This window comes from Azohydromonas australica DSM 1124 (assembly GCF_000430725.1).
GTDB lineage: Bacteria > Pseudomonadota > Gammaproteobacteria > Burkholderiales > Burkholderiaceae_C > Azohydromonas > Azohydromonas australica.
Map to the genome: position 1 here is coordinate 346550 of NZ_KE387205.1, position 20363 is coordinate 366912.

At 71.3% G+C, this 20363-nt stretch carries 17 protein-coding genes; 9 read left to right on the forward strand and 8 right to left on the reverse strand.

Translation table 11 applies throughout. The features are described 5' to 3' along the window. Window positions 1-174: 174 nt before the first annotated feature. From H537_RS0125525 to H537_RS0125535, 3 genes are all read left to right on the forward strand, one after another. The gene (locus H537_RS0125525; RefSeq protein WP_029000107.1) at window positions 175-651 is read left to right on the forward strand and encodes a (2Fe-2S)-binding protein; all 477 of its coding nucleotides are present in this window, start codon (window positions 175-177) and stop codon (window positions 649-651) included. Between the two features lies 1 nt (window position 652). Continuing rightward, window positions 653-2935, forward strand: a complete 2283-nt coding sequence (locus tag H537_RS0125530; RefSeq protein ID WP_029000108.1) for a xanthine dehydrogenase family protein molybdopterin-binding subunit — start codon at window positions 653-655, stop codon at window positions 2933-2935. A 578-nt stretch (window positions 2936-3513) separates the two neighbouring features. Beyond that, on the forward strand, window positions 3514-3909 hold the full coding sequence (locus H537_RS0125535; protein ID WP_029000109.1) for a hypothetical protein: 396 nt from the start codon (window positions 3514-3516) through the stop codon (window positions 3907-3909). A 389-nt stretch (window positions 3910-4298) separates the two neighbouring features. Here the strand turns inward: H537_RS0125535 and H537_RS0125540 are convergent, their stop codons facing one another. Further along, window positions 4299-4904 carry a histidine phosphatase family protein gene (locus tag H537_RS0125540; RefSeq protein ID WP_238446798.1) on the reverse strand — a complete coding sequence of 202 codons (606 nt, stop codon included), beginning with the start codon at window positions 4902-4904 and terminating at the stop codon, window positions 4299-4301. Window positions 4905-4927: 23 nt separating this feature from the next. Next, complete coding sequence (locus H537_RS0125545) at window positions 4928-5488, reverse strand: hypothetical protein (RefSeq protein ID WP_029000111.1); 561 nt, start codon at window positions 5486-5488, stop codon at window positions 4928-4930. 323 nt (window positions 5489-5811) lie between these two features. Here H537_RS0125545 and H537_RS0125555 point away from each other — a divergent pair, with 323 nt between their 5' ends. The 4 genes from H537_RS0125555 (at window position 5812) to H537_RS0125570 (ending at window position 11022) form a co-directional block, all read left to right on the forward strand. Next, window positions 5812-7170 (forward strand): NAD(P)H-dependent oxidoreductase, encoded by a 1359-nt coding sequence (locus tag H537_RS0125555; protein ID WP_029000112.1) that lies wholly within the window; start codon window positions 5812-5814, stop codon window positions 7168-7170. A gap of 102 nt (window positions 7171-7272) precedes the next feature. After that, window positions 7273-8565, forward strand: a complete 1293-nt coding sequence (locus H537_RS0125560) for a M16 family metallopeptidase (protein ID WP_051243250.1) — start codon at window positions 7273-7275, stop codon at window positions 8563-8565. Window positions 8566-8797: 232 nt separating this feature from the next. Continuing rightward, entirely contained in the window at window positions 8798-10480 is a 1683-nt protein-coding gene (locus H537_RS0125565; protein ID WP_043459979.1) for a pyrroloquinoline quinone-dependent dehydrogenase, read from the forward strand. Between the two features lie 113 nt (window positions 10481-10593). Then, a complete protein-coding gene (locus tag H537_RS0125570) occupies window positions 10594-11022 on the forward strand; it encodes a c-type cytochrome (RefSeq protein WP_211235076.1) in 429 nt (142 codons plus the stop codon). Here the strand turns inward: H537_RS0125570 and H537_RS0125575 are convergent. The 6 genes from H537_RS0125575 to H537_RS0125600 form a co-directional block, all read right to left on the reverse strand. Beyond that, window positions 10989-11780, reverse strand: a complete 792-nt coding sequence (locus H537_RS0125575; protein ID WP_051243251.1) for a Crp/Fnr family transcriptional regulator — start codon at window positions 11778-11780, stop codon at window positions 10989-10991. The two genes, H537_RS0125570 and H537_RS0125575, sit on opposite strands and share 34 nt — an antisense overlap. A 177-nt stretch (window positions 11781-11957) precedes the next feature. Then, window positions 11958-12716: a lipoyl protein ligase domain-containing protein gene (locus H537_RS0125580; RefSeq protein WP_029000117.1), complete on the reverse strand. Its 759-nt coding sequence runs from the start codon at window positions 12714-12716 to the stop codon at window positions 11958-11960. A 112-nt stretch (window positions 12717-12828) separates the two neighbouring features. Next, entirely contained in the window at window positions 12829-13947 is a 1119-nt protein-coding gene (locus H537_RS0125585) for an acetoin dehydrogenase dihydrolipoyllysine-residue acetyltransferase subunit (RefSeq protein ID WP_029000118.1), read from the reverse strand. Next, entirely contained in the window at window positions 13947-14963 is a 1017-nt protein-coding gene (locus tag H537_RS0125590; RefSeq protein WP_029000119.1) for an alpha-ketoacid dehydrogenase subunit beta, read from the reverse strand. The genes H537_RS0125585 and H537_RS0125590 overlap by 1 nt, the downstream gene beginning before the upstream one ends. Window positions 14964-15027: 64 nt before the next feature. Further along, window positions 15028-16011, reverse strand: coding sequence for a thiamine pyrophosphate-dependent dehydrogenase E1 component subunit alpha (locus tag H537_RS0125595; RefSeq protein ID WP_029000120.1), 984 nt, complete (start codon window positions 16009-16011; stop codon window positions 15028-15030). Window positions 16012-16024: 13 nt separating this feature from the next. Next, window positions 16025-17077 (reverse strand): ATP-NAD kinase family protein, encoded by a 1053-nt coding sequence (locus H537_RS0125600; protein ID WP_029000121.1) that lies wholly within the window; start codon window positions 17075-17077, stop codon window positions 16025-16027. Between the two features lie 316 nt (window positions 17078-17393). Between H537_RS0125600 and H537_RS0125605 the strand changes: the two genes are divergently transcribed. Both H537_RS0125605 and H537_RS0125610 read left to right on the forward strand, forming a co-directional pair. Beyond that, window positions 17394-19415, forward strand: a complete 2022-nt coding sequence (locus H537_RS0125605; RefSeq protein ID WP_029000122.1) for a sigma-54-dependent Fis family transcriptional regulator — start codon at window positions 17394-17396, stop codon at window positions 19413-19415. Between the two features lie 297 nt (window positions 19416-19712). Beyond that, window positions 19713-20348, forward strand: a complete 636-nt coding sequence (locus tag H537_RS0125610) for a response regulator (RefSeq protein WP_169517093.1) — start codon at window positions 19713-19715, stop codon at window positions 20346-20348. The last annotated feature ends 15 nt before the right edge of the window (window positions 20349-20363 follow it).

The following is a 20363-nucleotide window of genomic DNA, read 5'->3' on the forward strand; positions in this document are numbered from 1 at the left end:
GTCGGTCACGGGCGGGCACGCAACAGTCGGCGGGCAGGGCGCTCGGCGTCGAGGACGGGCGCGGTCGCGGTCTCGCTGCGCCTGCTGTAATGGCACCCCCAGGCGCTTGAGGCATGCTCCTTGCCTTTGGCCGGGGCTGCCGTCCCGGTGGTCATCTAAAGGAAAAGGTGCGCGATGCCGAACTTCACGCTCAACGGCCAGCCCACGGCGCTGGATCTTCCCGCGGACATGCCGCTGCTGTGGGCGCTGCGCGACGTGGCCGGCCTCACCGGCACCAAATTCGGCTGCGGCATCGGCGCCTGCGGCGCCTGCACCGTGCACCTCGACGGCCAGGCGGTGCGCTCGTGCATCACGCCGCTGTCGGCGGTGGAGGGCAAGCGCGTGGTGACCATCGAGCGCATCGACCAGGACCCGGTGGGCCGCCGCGTGCAGGCCGCCTGGCGCGAGCTCGACGTGGTGCAGTGCGGCTACTGCCAGAGCGGCCAGGTGATGTCAGCCTGCGCGCTGCTGCGCGCCAACCCCGCGCCCGATGACGCCGCCATCGAGGGCGCCATGTCCGGCAACCTGTGCCGCTGCGGCACCTACCAGCGCATCCGCGCCGCCATCAAGCTCGCGGCCTCGCAGATCGCCACGCCGAGCCGGGGAGCCTGAGATGCGACCCACCGAGCACGTCGAGGAAAGCCTGGGCCTGTCGCGCCGCGCCTTCATCCGCGCCGGCTCCGCCGCCGGGGGCGGGCTGCTGATCGGCATTGCGCTGCCGGGCTGCGCCGTGGTGCCGCCGGCCGCACCCGCGCCCACGCCGGCGCCCGCGCCGCGCGACACGAAGCCGCCGGAGGCCGCCGTGGGCCAGGCCACCACCACGGAGTCGCAGGACTCGCCCGGGCTGGCCTACAGCGGCTTCATCCGCATTGACCGGCAGGGCACCGTGACCTTCATCGTCCACAAGGTGGAGATGGGGCAGGGCACCTTCACCTCCATCCCCATGCTGCTGGCCGAGGAGCTGGAGGTGGACCCCGCGCGCGTGAAGCTGGAGCAGGCGCCGCCGGACAACGCCCTCTACGCCGATCCGCTGCTGGGCGGGCAGGTCACGGGCGGCTCCACCTCCATCCGCGGCGCCTGGGAGCCGCTGCGCCGCGCCGGCGCCACCGCGCGCGTGATGCTGCTGCAGGCCGCGGCGCGCCAGTGGAACGTGGACGCGAAGGAGTGCAGCGCCGCGCTCGGCGTGGTCACGCACGGCCCCAGCGGCCGGCGGCTGCACTACGGCGAGCTGGTGGACGCCGCAGCCAAGCTGCCCGTGCCGCGCGACGTGGCGCTGAAGCAGCCGGCGGACTTCAAGCTCATCGGCAAGCCCGTCAAGCGGCTGGACTCGCCGGACAAGACCAACGGCCGCGCGCTGTTCGGCATCGACGCCAAGGTGCCGGGCATGCGCGTGGCCACCGTGGCGGCCTGCCCCATCGTGGGCGGCAAGCTGGCGGGCCTGAACGAGCGCGCCGCGCTGGCCGTGCCCGGCGTGCGCCAGGTGCTGCGGCTGGACAACGCCGTGGCGGTGGTGGGCGACCACATGTGGGCCGCCAAGCAGGGCCTGGCGGCGCTGGCGCCCACCTGGAGCGGCGGGCCGCACAGCGCGCTGACCACCGCGGCCATCGTGGCCGAGATGGAGGCTGCCTCGCGCCAGGAAGGCGCCGTGGCGCGCCGCGACGGCGACGCGATGGCCACGCTGGCGGCCACGCCGGCGGCCAACGGCGTCAGCGCGCTCTACCAGATGCCCTTCCTGGCCCACGCCACCATGGAGCCGATGAACTGCACCGTCTCGCTCACGCCTGAGGGCTGCGAGCTGTGGGTGGGCACGCAGGTGCCGGTGCTGGCGCGCACCGCGGCGGCCAAGGCGGCCGGGCTGCCGGAGGAGAAGGTGCAGGTGCACAACCACTACCTCGGCGGCGGCTTCGGGCGGCGGCTGGAGGTGGACTTCATCGTGCAGGCGGTGTCCTTCGCGCGGCAGGCCTCCTCGCCGGTGAAGTTCGTGTGGTCGCGCGAGGAGGACATCCAGCACGACATGTACCGGCCCTACTACCTGGACCGCATCGCCGCCGCGCTGGACGAGCAGGGCCGCCCCAAGGCCTGGCTGCACCGCATCACGGGCTCGTCGATCATGTCGCGCTTCGCGCCGCCGCTGGTCAAGGACGGCGTGGACCCCGACGCGGTCGAGGGCGCGCGCGACATCCCCTACGACATCCCGGTGCAGCGCGTGGAGTACGTGCGCCACGAGCCGCCCGTCCCGACCGCCTTCTGGCGCGGCGTGGGCGCCACGCACAACGTGTGGGTGGTGGAGAGCTTCATCGACGAGCTCGCGGCCAAGGCGCAGCGCGACCCGGTGCAGTACCGGCTGGCGTTGCTGGACAAGCAGCCCCGGCTGCAGGCGGTGCTGCGGCTTGCGGCCGAGAAGGCCGGCTGGGACAGCCCGCTGCGCATGAGTGCCGACGAGCGCGCGGGGCGCGGCGTGTCGGCGCAGTACGCCTTCGGCAGCTACATGGCGATGGTGGCCGAGGTGGCGGTGGACGCGCAGGGCCAGGTGCGCGTGCGCCGCGTGGTTTGCGCGGTGGATTGCGGGCAGGTGGTCAACCCCGACACGGTGCGGGCGCAGCTGGAGAGCGGCGTGGTGTTCGGCCTGTCGGCGGCGCTGTGGAACGAGATCACGCTCGACCAGGGGCGTGTGCAGCAGGCCAACTTCGGCGACTACCGCGTGATGCGCATGGGCGAGGCGCCGCGCATCGAGGTGCACTTGGTGCCCAGCAGCGACAAGCCCGGCGGCATCGGCGAGCCCGGCACCTCCGGCATCGCGCCGGCGCTGACCAACGCGCTGTACTGGGCCACGGGCACGCGCATCCGCAGGCTGCCGGTGGGCGACCAGCTCAAGGGCAGCCGCAGCCCGGCCTGACGCGCCCGGGCGCCGTGCTCCATGGCCGGAGCGCGGCGCCCGTCACTTCCAGCCTGGACAAGGCACTTCCTCGCGCAGGCCGCCGCGCGACAGGGTGTATCGCTCTGTTACCATCGTTTGCCTGCTGGGTCGGTGGTGGGCAGGAAAGGCCAGGTAAGTGCAGTTGCCTCAACGGACGGTCAGTCACGGTGAAACAGCCGGGTCGAGTTTCAGCGCGCAGAAACTTCCGCGTATTCCGGGATATTCAAAGGCTCGCTCCTGCTGAGCCATCGAGGCACGAATGGGTACGGCGACCTGCCGCGCAGCCGGGGCGGTGCACCGTTCAATATTCCGGAGCGGACGTAAATCAGGGCGCCAGGGCTTGCCGGGCTCATGGAATGGGACATCCAAGGCAAGAATCACGACATTTCCGGCCGGCGCGTCGCCGGCGGCCGTAAATTGGTTAATGTCCGGTCACTGTGCTCCACTCCATGGAACGTGCTGGAAGCTGACAGCTTTCAGTCATGGCCTGTGCTGCATGGCCTCCGGTGGGCTCGGCAGGGAGGTTTGACGCCCGTTCCAGAAAGAATATTCCGTTCATGAGAAAGAGCATCCTGGAAATCTATGCGCTGACGGTGTGCTTCTTTGCCGTGGTGTGCTTCGTGTTCGTCGCGGCGCTGGCCATTCATGACGCCGTCCAGATCATCAGCCCGCAATTCACGCTGAACCGGCATCACTACGAGCGCTACCTGTCCAACGAATCGTACGTCCGCGCCGCGCATCCGAACCCGGCGCAGGCCGAGGTCGTCTTGAAGACGCTTCCCCGGGAGGAACTCACGCGCCAGCGGCTGGGCGAGCTCAAGCAGACGCTGCGCGTGGAGCGCCATGACGGCCAGCTGAACCTGTTCAAGATGCTGGTCGTGCTGGTGGTGGACGCCGTCGCCTTCGCCATCCACTGGAAAATCGGCCAGGTTGCACGGTACGAGGCGGCCTGAATTTGTGCCATGCCGGTCCGGGTTGCGAGGCTTGCCATCGAAAATTGGCATACTGCGGAATCCTGACGGCGAACTGACTTTCGGTTGCGGCCCTGAAGAAATATCAGGGCCGCGCTGCTTTGGGCCGTAAAACCGCCGGCTGAATTCGCTGCCCTGGAAATGCCGTGCCTTGAAGGCAAGGAACCGGACATTGGTGGACGCGCCGGCGCGATGTCCGGAGCCGGTTTTCTCATTTGCCGGCCCCGATGGGGCCGTGCGCACTGAAGTGCCGCGGCGAGGTGCAATATTGCGCTGCCCCCAGCCCAAACAGCTTGGCCGGTGCGGCGTATTTCGCAGTCCGTATGGAGTCGTCGTGCGGCTGCCAAGTGCTTTTTTGGCACCAGGGCCGCTTACCGTGGCGGCGCGATACGCCCCGTGACGGCCAGCGTGTCGCCGCGCCGCTGCAGCACGATGCCCTCGGCCGAGGCCACGCCCAGCCCGGTGAGCGCCGTGATGTTGACCTGGTGCGTCACCACCACCAGCGCGCCGGGGCCGTGCCAGTCCAGCAACTTGCGGCGCGCGGCGGCCGTCTGCGCGGCTTGATCGCCGCGCTCGTCGAAGAAGGAGTTGAAGGCGGGCTCCTCGCGCACCGGCCCCAGGTCCATCAGCGCGGCGGTGTCCCGGGTGCGGCACCACTGCGAGGCCCACACGGCCCCGACCGGGATGCGCTGTTGCCGCAACGACTCGCCGCTGCGCCGCGCCTGCTTGCGGCCGGCCTCGCTGAGGTTGCGCTGCGTGGTGCAGTCCCCCAGCCTGAAACCGCCCGGATCGCCAATGCCCGGCGCCTCGGCGTGGCGGAACAGCACGATGGCGCCGTCCTCGCGCAGCGCCGCCCAGGGGTCGCTGGAGGCAGTCTGGGCGGCGGCGGGAAGGACGTTCGCAAGACCCATGGCCAGGAGAGGTGCAACCCACGCCGCCAGTAGCCGGCGGCGACCGGTGGGGCGAGCGGTGTGCATGCCGGGCTTCTCCATTCGTTTCCTCACTCCACCTTCAACGGCGCCGCCAGCTCCACCGAGCGCCTGGCGACGCGGTCGGTCACCTTGGCGAGCACGCGCAGCTGCGCGCCGCGGTCCGGCGCCCCGAAGGCCAGCTTCAGCGAGGTGCTGCCAAGCATGAAGCGCGGCGTGTGCGGCGGCTGGGACCACAGCACGCCGCTGCCCAGCGCCGCGGGCATGCCGCCGCGCTTCTGCAGCGCGTACTCCACGGCCACGTCGCAGTGGCCCGCGGCGCCGGGCGCGCAGCCGGTGAAGACCACCACGGCGCTGACGCTTTGGCCCGGCGCCGCCGTGTCGGTGATCTCCAGCCGCGGCTGCACGCCCGCGCCGGCCGCCACGGCCTCGGCCCAGCCGCGCCGCAGCGCCGCCTCGTCCGGCGTGAGCAGCAGGTGCGCCATGAAGGGGCCGTTCTGGCGCAGGGCCTCGGCGGCCGGCCCCTGGGGGGCGTCCTCCGCGCCGGGCGCCGCGGCAGCGGCCAGCGGCAACGCCAGGCTCAGGGCGGCGGCGAGGCGGGAAGTCCAGGCGTGAATGGAGCTGGGTGTCATGGCGTCTTCCTCCGCGATTCGCGTGCAGGTGCAGCAATTTGTTGACCCGGAGGGCCTCAGAGTCCGGTCGCCAAGAAACACACGGCCCGGGCGTGCCAGGACGCTCAGCGCGTGGTGAAGGTCCAGTGGCGCTCCGCCGTCAGGGCGTTGTCGGCCAAGTCCTTCACGCGCGGATCGGCCGTGCCGCCGGTCGGGCTGTTGGGCCAGGTGGCGCGCATGGCGTAGCGCCGAAGCCGTGCCCGCCGGACGCCGTGCCGGCTTGGCTTAAGGTGTCTCCCGGCGGGGCGCAGAACCCCGCTTCGATGAACAAGGAGACACCTCTCATGTCGCTGTTCCAGAAACTCCAGGCCCGTGCCGCGGCCGGCAGACCGGTGCGCGTGGGCCTGATAGGCGCCGGCAAGTTCGGCTCCATGTACCTGTCGCAGGTGCCGCGCACGCCGGGCATCCATCTCGTGGGCGTGGCGGACCTCTCGCCCGCGCGCGCCCACGCCGCGCTGGCGCGCGTGGGCTGGGAGCCGGCGCGCCATGCTGCCGCGTCGCTGGACGAGGCGCTGCGCCAGGGCAGCACCTGCGTCACCGACGACGCCCAGGCGCTGATCGCCAGCGACGCGGTGGACGTCGTGATCGAGGCCACCGGCCACCCCGCGGCCGGCATCCGCCACGCGCTGCGCTGCTTCGAGCATCGCAAGCACGTGGTGATGGTCAACGTCGAGGCCGACGTGCTGGCCGGCCCGCTGCTGGCGCGGCGCGCCGCCGAGGCCGGCGTGCTCTATTCCATGGCCTCGGGCGACCAGCCGGCGCTGATCGCCGAGATGGTGGACTGGGCGCGCAGCATCGGGCTGGAGGTGGTGTGCGCGGGCAAGGGCACCAAGTACCTGCCCGGCTACCACCAGTCCACGCCCGAGACGGTGTGGGGCCACTACGGCTTCAGCGCGGAGCAGGTGGCCGGCGGCGACTTCAACGCCCAGATGTTCAATTCCTTCCTCGACGGCACCAAGTCCGCGCTGGAGATGGCGGCGGTGGCCAACGCCTGCGACCTCACGCCGCCCAGCGCCGGCCTGGCCTTCCCGCCTTGCGGCGTGGACGACCTGCCCACCGTGCTGCGCCCCGTGGCCGACGGCGGGATGCTGGAGCGGCGCGGCAGCGTGGAAGTGGTGTCTTCGCTGGAGCGCGACGGCCGGCCGGTGTTCCGCGACCTGCGCTGGGGCGTGTACGTGGTGTTCGAGGCGCCGACTCCCTACGTGCGCGACTGCTTCGCGCAGTACGGGCTCAAGACCGACGCCAGCGGGCGCTACGCGGCGATGTACAAGCCCTACCACCTCATCGGTCTGGAGCTGGGCATCTCGGTGGCGAGCATCGCGCTGCGCGGCGAGGCCACCGGCGCCACGGGCGCGTGGCGCGGCGACGTGGCCGCCACCGCCAAGCGGCAACTCAAGGCGGGCGAGCGGCTGGACGGCGAGGGCGGCTTCACGGTCTACGGCCGGCTGCTGCCCGCGGCGGACGCGCTGCGCCAGGGCCTGCTGCCCATCGGGCTGGCACACGGCATGGTGCTGCAGCGCGACGTCCCTGCCGGCGAGCCGGTGCGCTGGAGCGACGTGAGCTTCGACGCCGCGCGCGAGGACGTGCGCGTGCGGCAGGAGATGGAAAACCTCTTTCGCCAGGAGGCCGGGCTGGTGAAGTGAGGCGGTGACGCCCCGCCCCGGCGCTCGCCGCGCGCGGGGCGGTGGCGGCGCCCGCATCCTGTGCTGCCGCAGCGGGGGCCGGCGCGCTGCAACAATCGGCGCGTGAGCAATACCCCCGACACCCATTCCCGCCCCGCCGCGGCCCCCGTCCTGACCACCCTGGACAACGGCGTGCGCGTCGTCACCATCCCCATGCCGCACCTGCGCAGCGCCAGCGTCGCGGTGTTCGTGCGCACGGGCTCGCGCAACGAGAGCGCCAAGCTCAACGGCATCTCCCACTTCCTGGAGCACATGGCCTTCAAGGGCACGGCCACGCGCGACGTGCAGGCGATCAACCTCGACGCCGAGCGCATCGGCGCCGACATGAACGCCTACACCTCCAAGGACACCACCGTCTACTACCTCAACGGCCTGGGCCGCGACGCGACGCGCATGCTGGAGATGCTGGCCGACGTGGTACTGCACAGCACCTTCCCCGAGGCCGAGATCGAACGCGAGCGCGAGGTGCTGCTGCAGGAGCTCATCGAGTACGAGGAGGACCCGCAGTCCGTCGTGTCGCAGCTGCTGGACGTGGCGGCCTACGGCAAGCAGCCGCTGGCGCGGCCCATCATCGGCACCAAGCGCCACATCGAGCGCATCACGCGCGCGGACCTGGTGGACTACGTGCGCCGCCACTACGCCGGCGCCAACGTCGTGGTCGCCGCCGGCGGCGCGGTGGACGCGGCGCAGGTCGAGCAGGCGGCCGAGCGGCTCTTCGGCGCGCTGCCGCGCGGCGAGGAGAACCGCGGCGAGGCCGCGGAGCACCTGGGCGGGCTGCAGTCGCGCCGGCGCGCGGGCATCTCGCAGGTCTACAGCTCCATCGGACTGCCGCTGCCCACGCTCAAGCAGGGCCACCAGGCCGGCGCGCTGGCCGCCACGCTCTTCGGCGGCGGCATGAGCGCGCCGCTGGTGGACGAGGTGCGCGAGCGCCGCGGCCTGGCCTACCACGTGGCCAGCGAGGCCGAGCTCAGCGACGTGCACGGGCTGCTGGTCATCGACGCCATCACGCAGCCCGACAAGCTGCTGGAGTACATGCGCACCGTGGGCGCGCTGCTCAAGCAGCAGGCCGAGGGCATCGCGCCGCAGCACCTGGAGCGCGCGCGCAACCAGTTGCTGGTGCAGGCGGTGCACAAGCAGGAGCGGCCCTTCAGCGCCATCGAGGCCGCGGCGGAGCAGCTCTTCGTGCACGGGCGGCTCATCGCCGCGCAGGAAACCGTGGCGCAGATCGAGGCCGTCACGGCCGAGGACGTGCGCGCGGTGTTCGAGGCCGTGCTGAAGGCCAGTCCCGCCGTGGGCCTGGCCAGCCGCGGCGCGGTGGGCGAGGTGCTGCAGGCGCTGGAGTCCGCCCTGGCCTGAGGCTGCGCGTCCGGGCGCCTGTCGCAGCGACAGCTGTCGCGCCGGCGCCACCGTTGCATGCGACACCTGTCGCCGCCCGGCGCTTGCGTGCCGGGCACATCCGCCCCGCCTCGCCCGGCGCCGGCGGCGTTTCATGCGCGCTGCGTTTCATGGCATGGAAGCTGCGGTTCTGTTCACGGCGGCCACGGTCGCCTGCGATTTCCGCAAACAACGAGCTTCCAGGAGACAAGCCGTGAAGAACCTGTTCGGCAGCATCAAGGGGTGGAGTTCCGCGGGCGCGCTGTGCGCCATCGGTTTGCTGGTCGGCATGCCGGCCGGCGCGGCGGGCAGCGGACCGGGCTTCGATGATCCCGACAACTGGCCGCAGTACCACCGCAGCCACAACGCCTGGCGCTTCAGCCCGCTCACGCAGATCGACAAGCGCAACGTGTCGCGGCTGCGCGTGGCCTGGATCCACCAGCCCGGCGTGATCACGCACGGCCTGCAGGCCACGCCCATCGTGGTGGACGGGGTGCTCTACACCATTGCCGCCGACAACAACGTCTTCGCGCTCGACGCCGCCAGCGGCCGCATCCTGTGGCGCTATGCGCCCAAGCTGGACCCGATCGTCAAGGAGGTGTTCTACGGCTCGGCCAGCCGCGGCGTGACCGTCGGGCGGGGCAAGGTGTTCATCGGCACGCTGGACGGGCGCTTCATCGCGCTGGACCAGAAGACGGGCAAGCCGCTGTGGTCCACGCAGCTCAGCGACATGAAGAACGAGTACGGCGCGCTGTTCTCCTCGCCGCCGCAGCTCGCCGGGGACATCCTCTTTGGCGGCACCACGGGCGGCGACCAGCCCACCGTCGGCAAGATCTTCGCCGTCAAGGCCGACACCGGCGAGCGCGCCTGGACCTTCGAGGTGCCGCGCGACGACCCCAAGAGCTGGCCCGGCGACAGCCGCAAGAAGGGCGGCGGCTCGGCCTGGCTGCCCGGCACCTACGATCCGGGCAGCGACACCATCTACATCGGCACCAGCAACGCCGCGCCGGACTTCAACCGCGACGACCGCCTGGGCGACAACCTCTACACCGCCACGCTGCTGGCGCTGGACCCGAAGACGGGCCAGGTCAAGTGGCACCGCCAGGAGGTGCCCAACGACACCTGGGACTTCGACGCCGCCTACGAGGCGCTGCTGGTGCCCGACGGCAAGGGCAAGCAGGCGCTGGTGCACCTGAACAAGAACGGCTTCGTGTACGTCATGAACCCGCAGGACGGTGGCATCCGCAACGTCTGGCAGTACACCGAGAACATGAACTGGGCCAAGGGCGTGGACCCGAAGACCGGCCTGCCCATCGACCCCGTGCACCCCGAGACCGGCAAGCAGAAGCTGCACTGCCCGAACCTGCTGGGCGCGCGCAGCTGGAACCACGGCGCCTACAACCCGAACACCAGGCTCTGGTACTCGCACGGCATGGAGGTGTGCAACACCGTGACCAGCGCCAAGCAGGGCGAGGTGCCGGGCATCGGGATGCTGTCGCTGGGGCTGTCGGAGATCACGCTGACCGACCCGCCGGGCAAGAAGGCCGACGGCTGGCTGGGCGCCTTCGACCCGCTCACGGGCAAGCAGGCCTGGAAGGTGCGCTTCGAGCTGCCGCCGCTGAGCTCGGCGCTGGCCACCGCCGGCGGGCTGGTGTTCACCGGCGACATGCAGGGCCGCCTCTACGCCTTCGACGCCGACAACGGCAAGGAGCTCTGGAAGTTCAACGCCGGCTCCGGCGTGCGCGGCGGCCCGATCAGCTACGCCGTCAACGGCAAGCAATACATCGTGATCCCCACCGGCCTCGGCTCGCACGCGCCGGGCTTCCTCACCGGCGCCTTCCCGCAGATCCGCGACCTGCCCGGCGGCGCCGCGCTGATCGCCTTCACGGTCGACTGAACGGCCGCGTCCCCTCGCGCATGGCGGTGGCCGGTGAGTGCGGCCATCGCTTGGGGAGGGCGGCCGTCCGCGGCCGTCCTCCGTTTTTTCCCGTTTCCGCGATGAGCATTTCCATGGTTGTAACCACGCTCCTGACCCGCGCCGTGCCGGCCGGCTTGGTGGCCGCGGCGGCCCTGCTGCCGCTGCTGGCGCAGTCCGCCGCGCCGCCGGCCGGCGCCGAGGCCGTGCCGGCCGCTGCGCCGGTGGCCGCGCCGGCAGCCCACACGCCGCCCTTTTCCCTGGACGACCCGGCCCGCGTCGAGGCCGGCAAGGGCCGCTTCGGCGCCACCTGCGCCGCCTACTGCCACGGCAGCGGCGGCGTGGGCGGGCGCGCACCGAGCTTCAAGGGCCGCAGCGACTTCGTGCCCGCCGAGGCCTTCAAGGTGATCACCGAGGGCCGCCGCGGCACGGACATCATGCCGCCCTGGGGCAAGACCTTCACCCAGGAGCAGGTCTGGGAGCTGGTGGCCTATTTGAATTGGCTGTCCACGCAAGCACCGTGAGCGCGAGCGGATGACCGTGCTCCACCCGCAAGAGAGACGCCGCGCAGCGCGTGGTAGCACTCGCAGGCGCGCGCGGCCAGCCCTTCGCGGTCGGTGAGGCGGATGCGGCCGCGGCTGTAGCGGATCAGCCCGGCGTCCTGCAGCCGGCGCGCGCTTTCCGTCACGCCCTCGCGGCGCACGCCCAGCGCGGCGGCCAGGCGTTCCTGCGTCATCGGCAGCTCCTCGCCGCGCTGCCGCTCGGCGGCGCTGAGCAGCCAGCGGCACAGCTGCTGCTCGATGCAGTGCAGGCGGTTGCAGGCAGCGCCCTGCGTGGCCTGCGCCAGCAGCGCCAGCGTGCACTGCAGCGCGGTGGCGTGGCACGCGGGCTCCTCGCGGCAGGCCTGGTGCAGCGTCTCGCGCGGCACGCGCCAGGCGCGGCCCGGGATCTGCACCACCACGTCATGGCCGGCGGGCAGCTCCGCCAGGCAGGCTTCGGCACCCACCATGCCCTCGGCGCCCACCATGGCGACCTCGAGGGCCTGCCCGTTGCGCATCACGCTCAGCACCGAGGCCACCGCGTCGACAGGAAACCAGGCCCAGGGCGCCGGCTCGCCGCGCGCCTGCAGCAGCCGGCCCGCCTGCAGCTCCACGGGCTCGGCCTGGTCCAGGAGCGCGACCGGCGCCTGGCGGCGCAAGAGGTCCAGCAGGGCGTTGCCGCTGGAGGCCGCGACCGGGGCGGCCGGCCGGGCGTGCCGGATCGTGCTTTCTTCAAGGTCCATGCGCTGCTGCCTGCCTGCCTGATGCGATGCGCGTCAAAGCTAATGCAGGGCCGCTTGAAGCGGAAACGAGCGCCGCAAAGCGGGGCCGCGGGGCTCGTGCTTTCGGGGTCAAAGGCGATTCACCGGGTCCGTCTCAGAAGGCTTTACTGGGAATGCAGAGACCGGGGCCCATTGCCTTCAACACGGCGTACTGCTCACGGCCACGATCCTCCCCAGCACCTGCGCGAAATGCGCTGCCGTGAGCGGCCGCCCCGCCGCGTCCACCGGCATCCAGCCCGCCGGCGGCACCAGGTTCGCCACCGCCTCCACCCGGTACTGCCGGTCGCTGCCGAGCCGGGCCTCGAAGGCATTGGCCCGCCCCACCAGCAGCGGCAGGTCCGCGTCCACCAGCACGCAGGCATGCGCCAGCACCACGTGCTCCGTGGCGTTGGCGCGCTTCCAGTACTGCGCCGTGCCCACCGCCTTGCGCCCGTCCAGCGCGAGGTTGAAGCGGCCGTCGCAGAACGAGCCTTCCACCGGCTGCGCCTGGGCGTCCAGCCCGAAGCTCTCGAAAGCCTCCTGCAGCAGGGCGCACAGCCCCAGGTAGACCGGCTCCATCGCGTCGGCCATGCGCGCGGGCGTGCGCCAGGCCAGGCTGAGGTTGACCATGCCCGGCCCCTGAGGCACCAGCCCGCCGCCGGAGCGGCGCACCGACACCGGCCAGCCCTCGGCCGCGAAGCGCTCGCACAGCGCCTCGAAGCGCTCGAAACGCCGGTAGGTGGCGGGCACCACCAGCGCGGGGCGGCATTCCCACACCGCGGCATAGGCGCCGCCCTCGGCGGCCTGCTCCAGCAGCCGCGTCTCCAGCGCCAGGTCGTCCTGCGGCTGACCGGCATCGGGCAGCAGCACGAAAGCCGGCTGCCGCGGCGGCGCGAAAGAAAGGGTGTGCGTCGTCATGGTGGTGCCTCCTTGTCTTCTCGTTCACGGCGCCAAAGAAGAATCCCCGCCGCACCCGCCTGCACGGGCGCGACGGGGACCAGTCTGCGCTTGAGTCAGTCAGCCGGCCGGATCAGCCGCCCACGTGCTTGCGCAGCAGCCGGTTGACGTCGTTGGCGCGCTCCATCTGCACCATGTGGCCGGCGCCCTCGAAGCGCTCCACCGTCGCGCCCGGCGGGGCGTGGGCGGCGTGCGCGGCCGGGACGATGCGGTCTTCCGTGCCCCAGACCACCAGCACCGGCTGCCCGCCGGAGCCCAGCTCCAGCCCGGGCCGCGCCGCCTGCCGGCCCTGCGGGAACAGCGCCTGGCTCAGCGACAGCAGCAGCGGCTCCACGCCGTCGAGCCGCTTGTACTTGAGCACGTCGTCCACCATCTGGCGGCTCACCAGCGTGGGGTCGTTGAACAGCTGCTCCAGCACCGGCTTGAGCTCGCGCCGCGACGCCGCCGTGGCAAAGCCTTCGGTGTAGGCGTGGTTGATGTCCTCGCCCAGCCCGGCCGGCGCGATCAGCGCGACGGAGGCCACCCGCGCCGGGTGCGCCAGCGCCAGCTGCGACGCGACCGCGCCGCCCATGGAGTGGCCCACCGCGTGCACCTGCCGCACGTCCAGCGCGTCCAGGAAGCGGGCGGTGAAGTCCGCCAGCGCCGCCAGGCTCGCGCCCGGCAGCTTCACGTCGGACTGCCCGTGCCCCGGCAGGTCCAGCGCGATCACGGGCGCCACTTCCGCCAGCGCGTCGATGTTGAACAGCCAGTTGTCCAGGTCGCCGCCGAAGCCGTGGATGAACAGCACCGGCGTGCCGCTCTCCGCGCCGCGCCGGGCGTAGCGCACGCGGATGCCGTCCACCTCGGTCCACAGGTAGGCGGGCGCGGCATCGGCATCCTCCTCGTCGTCGGCCGAAGGCGTCTGGTAGGCCGCGACGTAGGCGTCGATGTCGGCGTCGGACACCTCGGGCCCCGCCATCACGCCCAGCAGCGCCTTGACCGGCAGCAGCTCGCCCTCCTGCGCGACCTTGCGGCGCAGCACGCCGGGGTCGGCCGCCTCCACGGCGTTGGCGATCTTGTCGGTCTCGACGTCCAGGATCGGCATGCCCACCGTGATCTCGGTTCCTTCCTCGACCAGCCACGACATGACGGTCCCTTCCTTCATCGACAGGCCCCACTTGGGCATGACGATGGGCGTGATTGCTGCGGTCATTACTGCTTGCCTCCTTTGAGCGTGCGGCGCACGGCGTCGCCGATCTGTTGGGCGCTGGGGATGTAGAGGTCCTCCAGCGTGGGCGAGAAGGGCACCGGCACGTGCGGCGGCGACACCAGCTCGATCTGCGCCTTGAGCGCCTTGAAGGCGTGCATGGCCACCTGCGCGGAGATGTCGGTGGCGATGTTGCAGCGCGGGCTGGCCTCATCCACGCACACCAGGCGCCCGGTGCGCTCCACGCTGTCGAGCACCGTGTCCATGTCCAGCGGCGAGAGCGTGCGCAGGTCGATCACCTCGGCCTCCACGCCTTCCTTGGCCAGCGCCGCGGCGGCTTCCAGCGCGCGGTGCACCATCAGCCCGTAGGTGACGATGGAGACGTGCTCGCCCTCGCGCACCACGTTGGCCTCGCCGAACGGGATGGCGTAGGAGCCCTCGGGCACCTCGCCTTCGAGCCCGTACAGGTTCTTGTGCTCGCAGAAGATCACCGGGTCGTTGTCGCGGATGGACTGGATCAGCAGCCCCTTGGTGTCATAGGGCGTGCTCGGGCACACGACCTTGAGGCCCGGGATGTGCGAGAACACCGGCGTGAGCATCTGCGAGTGCTGCGCCGCGGCCCGGAAGCCCGCGCCCACCATGGCGCGGATCACCACCGGCGTCTCCGCCTTGCCGCCGAACATGTACCGGAACTTCGCCGCCTGGTTGAAGATCTGGTCGAAGCACACGCCCATGAAGTCGATGAACATCAGCTCGGCAATGGGCCGCATGCCGCAGGCCGCGGCGCCGATGGCCGCGCCCACGTAGGCGCTCTCGGACAGCGGCGTGTCCAGCAGCCGGTCGCCGTGCTTGGCGTACAGGCCCTTGGTGACGCCGAGCACGCCGCCCCAGGCGTCCTTCTCGCCCTCGGCGCCGGCACCGCCGACGATGTCCTCGCCCATCATGATCACCGACGGGTCGCGCGCCATTTCCTGGTCGATGGCTTCGTTGATCGCCTGCTTGAATGAAATCTTCCTGGCCATGTCCTGTCTCCTGGCTGGATGGCTGTGTGAATGAATGCGTTGAAAACGTGGCGACGTGCGCGCGTCAGTACTTGACGTACACGTCGGTGAGCAGGTCCGCAGCGGTGGGCAGCGGTGCGGCCTTGGCCTGCTTGACCGCGTCCTCGATCAGGCCCAGGACCTCGTGGTCGATGGCCTGCAGCTCGCCGGCCTGCAGCACGCCCGCGCTCGTGACGGCGGCGGCGAACTTCTTGAGGCAGTCGCGGTTGGCGCGGATGTCGTCGAGCTCGCCCGCGGCGCGGTAGGTCTGGGCGTCGCCCTCGAAGTGGCCGTAGAAGCGCACCATGCGGCACTCCAGCAGCGCCGGGCCGCCGCCCTCGCGGGCGCGCTTGATGATCTCGCCTGCGGCCTCGTGCACGGCGAAGAAGTCGGTGCCGTCCACGGCCACGCCGGGGATGCCGAAGCCCGCGGCGCGGTCCACGTAGCTCTCCACCGCGGTGGCGTAGTCGCGCGAGGTGGCCTCGGCGTAGCCGTTGTTCTCCACCACGAACAGCACGGGCAGGTTCCACACCGCCGCCAGGTTCAGGCTCTCCAGGAAGGTGCCCTGGTTGGAGGCGCCGTCGCCCACGAAGCACACCGCCACCTCGCCGCTCTTGCGGTACTTGGCCGCCAGCGCCGCGCCGCACACCAGCGGCGCGCCCGCGCCCAGGATGCCGTTGGCGCCCATCATTCCCTTGGACAGGTCCGCGATGTGCATGGAGCCGCCCTTGCCGTTGCAGGAGCCGCCCTTGCGCCCGTAGATCTCCTTCATCATCGACGCCACGTCCACGCCCTTGGCGATGCAGTGGCCGTGGCCGCGGTGCGTGCTGGCGATGCGGTCGCCGTCGCCGAGGTGGCTCATGATGCCCACGGCGGTGGCCTCCTCGCCGGCGTAGAGGTGCACGAAGCCCGGGATGTCGCCGCGGGCGAAGTCCACGTGCAGCCGCTCCTCGAACTCGCGGATGGTGCGCATGGTCCGGTAGCACTGCAGCAGTGCCTGCCGCTCCAGCGGGAAGGGTTTCACAGTCATGGTTCGTCTCCTGTCAGTGGTTGCTTGGGGAACGGTGGAACAGCCCCCGCTGCGCCGCGAGCTGCAGGCAGCGGGTGACGTCCACCGTGGGAAAGGCGTTCGGGCGCAGCGTGAGCTGCACGCGCTCGCCGGGTTCGAAGGGAAGCTCGCGCTCGCCGTCCAGGGCCACGATGCCGCCGGCCTGCGCGACCTCGAAGGCGCGGCCCGGCGCCATGGGCTCCCAGTGCGCGATGGGCACCTCGGCCAGCAGCCCCGGCGCGATGGGTGCGCGCAGCGTCAGTTGCGCGTCGGTGCCGTCGCGCGCCAGCGTGACGGCCAAGCCCTGCGGCGTGCGCCGGTCCACCGGCTGCAGCAGGCCGCCGATGGCCGACAGCCCGATGCACTGCGGGTCGGCGAAGGTGAGGTAGGCGGCGCTGAGCTGCTCGGTCTTCCACACCGCGCGCGCGCCGATGCAGCGCTCGGTGCTGATCACCGCGTCCACCAGCGCGATGTCGCGGCGGCGCTCGCCGATGCTCACCTCCAGCACCTTGTTCCAGGCCAGCGCCTCGTCCGCGCCGATACGGCCGGTGGCGAACAGCGCCACGGCCATGGCCACCAGCGTGGGCTCGCGCAGCTCCGGGAAGGCGTTGTTGGTGCCGGTGGACAGGCCCGCGATGGGCACGTCCGCGCACTCGCGCACCACCGCGCGGTGCGTGCCGTCGCCGCCCAGCACGACCAGCGCGCGCACGCCCGCGGCCCGCATGCGGCGCGCGGCCTCGAAGGTGTCCTCGACGCTGGAGCTCACCGGCATGTTCAGGAACTCGACCGCGGGCAGCGTGCCGCCCGACGCCGGCTCGCGCTGCAGGTGGCGGTTGAGCAGGGCGCGGATGCCGGCCTTGTCCGGCATCACCAGCACGCGGCCGACGCCCAGCGACTTCAGCGTCGTCAGCAGCCGCAGCACGATGCTCACGCGCTCGGCGAGCTGCGGGCTGCTGGCGTTGACGAGCACGCGGCGGATGTCGCGCGCGGACACCGGGTTCGCGATGATCCCCACGCACACTTCCCCGCTCTTCGCTGGCATCGACATGGTCCGGGCACTCCGTCAACTGGACGGGGCCCTAACCGCAAGGCCTGTGCCACGCGTGAAAAAGTGGCGCCGGCCGGCCGGATTCGGGCGATCGCCCGGGCGGCACCGTGCCGCGCACGGGCCGTTGCGGCCCGGACCTGTTGCAGCGGCCCCATCGCCGTGCGACAGGTGTCGCAGCACAGCTGTCGCAGTTGCTCCACGTCCGGTTGCAAGTCACCCGGGCGGCTTCGGGGTAATTGCTGTTTTCCCTGGGAGCCCGCACTCAGATGATGCGAGCCCGGCCGCGGCAGCGGCCGGCAACAGGAGGAGACAACACATGACCAACGCCCTGACCCGACACATCGACAACGTGATCGCCGTCGGCACCGGTGCGCTGGCGGTGCGGGCCGCGGGTCCGGAATCGCTGTTCCACAAATCGTGGGCCCGCTGCATGAGCCAGCATGGCCTGGACCCCTCCCGGCCCACGCCCGCGCGCATCCTGCCCTCGGCCGCGGTGCGCGAGCACCGCCAGCGCATGGAAGGTTTCCTGCGCGTGGCGCGCGCCGGCATGGAGGACATGTACCGCCGCGTGGCCGACCTGGGCTACATGCTGCTGCTCACCGACGCCGACGGCATCGCGGTGGACTACATCGGCAACCCCGCCACCGAGCCGCAGCTCAAGCGCGCCGGGCTCTACATCGGCGCCGACTGGAACGAGGCCCATGCCGGCACCTGCGGCGTGGGCACCTGCCTGATCGAGCGCACCACCATCACCTGCCACCGCGAGGAGCACTTCGACGCCACGCACATCTCGCTGACCTGCACCTCCTCGCCGCTGTACGCGCCCGACGGCGAGCTGCTGGGCGTGCTGGACGTGTCGGCGCTGAAGTCGGCCGAGGCGCGCGACAGCCAGCACCTGGTGTGGCACCTGACCACCATGTACGCGCAGATGATCGAGGACGCCAACTTCCTGCGCGCCTTCGACCATCACTGGATCCTGCGCCTGGGCCGCTCGCGCGGGCTGGTGGACGTGTCGGGCGAGCTGATGCTGGCCTTCGACGAGGAGGGCGTCATCGTCGGCGCCAACACCGGCGCGCGGCGGCAGTTCTGGCAGACGCTGCGCGGCGACCGCGATGCCGCCGGGCTCATCGGCACGCCGCTGACGGAGCTCCTGGACATCAGCCCCAACGTGCTGTGGGGCCTAGCGCGCGGCCACGGCGCGGCGGAGGTCGCCACGCGCTTCCCGCACCACGGCCAGCGCTTCTTCCCCAGCGTGATCCCGCCGCGCAGCCGCGCCGCCTCGGTGCTGCGCACGCCGGCGCCGCGGCTGCAGGCGGTGGAGGAGGCGGTGCCGCCGCGCGGCCCGCTGGAGCGGCTGGCCGGCGACGACGCGGCGATGCAGCAGCTCATCGGCCACGCCCGGCGCCTGGTGGACAGCGGCGTGGCGCTGCTGGTCCAGGGCGAGACCGGCGCGGGCAAGGAGGTGCTGGCCAAGGCGCTGCACGCGCACAGCCGCCGCGCCAACAAGCCCTTCGTGGCCGTCAACTGCGCTTCCATCCCCGAGTCGCTGATCGAGAGCGAGCTCTTCGGCTACACGCCCGGCACCTTCACCGGCGGGCGCAGCAAGGGCATGAAGGGCCTGATCGCGCAGAGTGACGGCGGCACGCTGTTCCTCGACGAGATCGGCGACATGCCGCTGCAGCTGCAGACGCGGCTGCTGCGCGTGCTGTCGGAGTCGGAGGTGCTGCCGCTGGGCGCGGACAAGCCGGTGCCGGTGCAGCTGCACGTGATCGCCGCCTCGCACCGCGACCTGCGCCAGTCCATCGCGCAGGGCACGTTCCGCGAGGACCTATACTACCGCCTCAGCGGCGCGGTGCTGCGCCTGCCGCCGCTGCGCGAGCGCAGCGACCTGGACTACCTGGTGCGCACGCTCTTCGCCGAGGAGGCGCGGCAGATGCAGCTGGAGCGCGCCAGCCTGTCGGACGAGGCGCTGCGGCTGCTGCTGGCGCACCGCTGGCCGGGCAACGTGCGCGAGCTGCGCAATGCGCTGCGCTATGCGCTGGCACTGGCCGGCGAGTCGCCCGTGACGCCGGCGGAGCTGCCGCTGGAGGTGGTGGAGGCCGCGCCGCCCGCGCGCACCCTGGCCATCACGGTGGCGATGCCGCCCGCCACGACCGCCATGGCGGCGCTGCCCGTCGCAACGCAGCCCGATGACGATGCCGAGGCGCAGCTGCTGCTGCAGGCGCTGCGCCGGCACAAGTGGGCCATCAGCGCCGCCGCGCGCGAGCTGGGCGTGTGCCGGGCCACGGTGTACCGGCAGATGAAGCGCCACGGCATCACGCCGCCGCACCGCATGTGAAATTCCCACCCGCTGTCGTGGGAATATCGGACCATAATTCTTTCATCCCCCTTTGGGGGATTTCAACCCCAATCGGGGTCAACTCTTCATCGTGTTTGTTTTTATTTTTCGCATGGACACAATACCTTGAACCTGTTGACGATTTTAGCGTGTAGCTTTCAGGAAAGCTGACTGCGCGAGAATTACAGCAGGCGCCTGGCTTTCCCATTGTTTCGAGAGGGGGAAGATATGCACTGCGTCATCGAGTCCCAGCCTGTGCATTCGGCCGGCCGTTTTGGCATGCCGGAGGGGGAAACCTTGTCCCAGCGCCGCGTGCTGCTGGTGGACGACCATGAATTGATCCGCTGCGGCGTGCGCTCGCTCTACGCGGAAATCGACAACCTGCGCATCGAATGGCTCGAAGCCGTGACCTTGCTCGATGCGCTGGAGGTCTATGCCCGGCAGCCGCCCATCGATGCGGTGCTGCTGGACCTGAACCTGAGCGACTGCAAGGGTTTACAAGGGCTGCGCCGCTTCGTGGAGTGCCATCCCGGCGCCCGCGTGGCGGTGTTCAGCGGCACCGCCGACGAGTTCGTGGTGCGCCAGGCGCGGGCCCTGGGCGCCGCGGCCTACGTGCACAAGGGCGCGCTCATGGAGGACATGCGCCGCGCCCTGCAGGCGCTGCTGCAGGCCCGCCCCGGAAAACGCGAAGCGAATATGTCGCCGAATGCGGCGCTGTTTCCACGCTTTGCCGCTTCGGCGCTGATGGACCGCGTTTCCGAGCTGGGCCCGCGCCATCTCGAAATACTGGAGCTGGTGCTTTCGGGCTGTGCGAACCAGGAAATCAGCCAGTGCATGTCGCTGTCGCTGGGCACGGTGAAAAACTACGTGTCGGCGCTGCTGCTGGCGCTGGACGTGAAATCCCGCTCCCACCTGATCAGCCTTTTCCGCTGAGCGCCGCACCGAGGA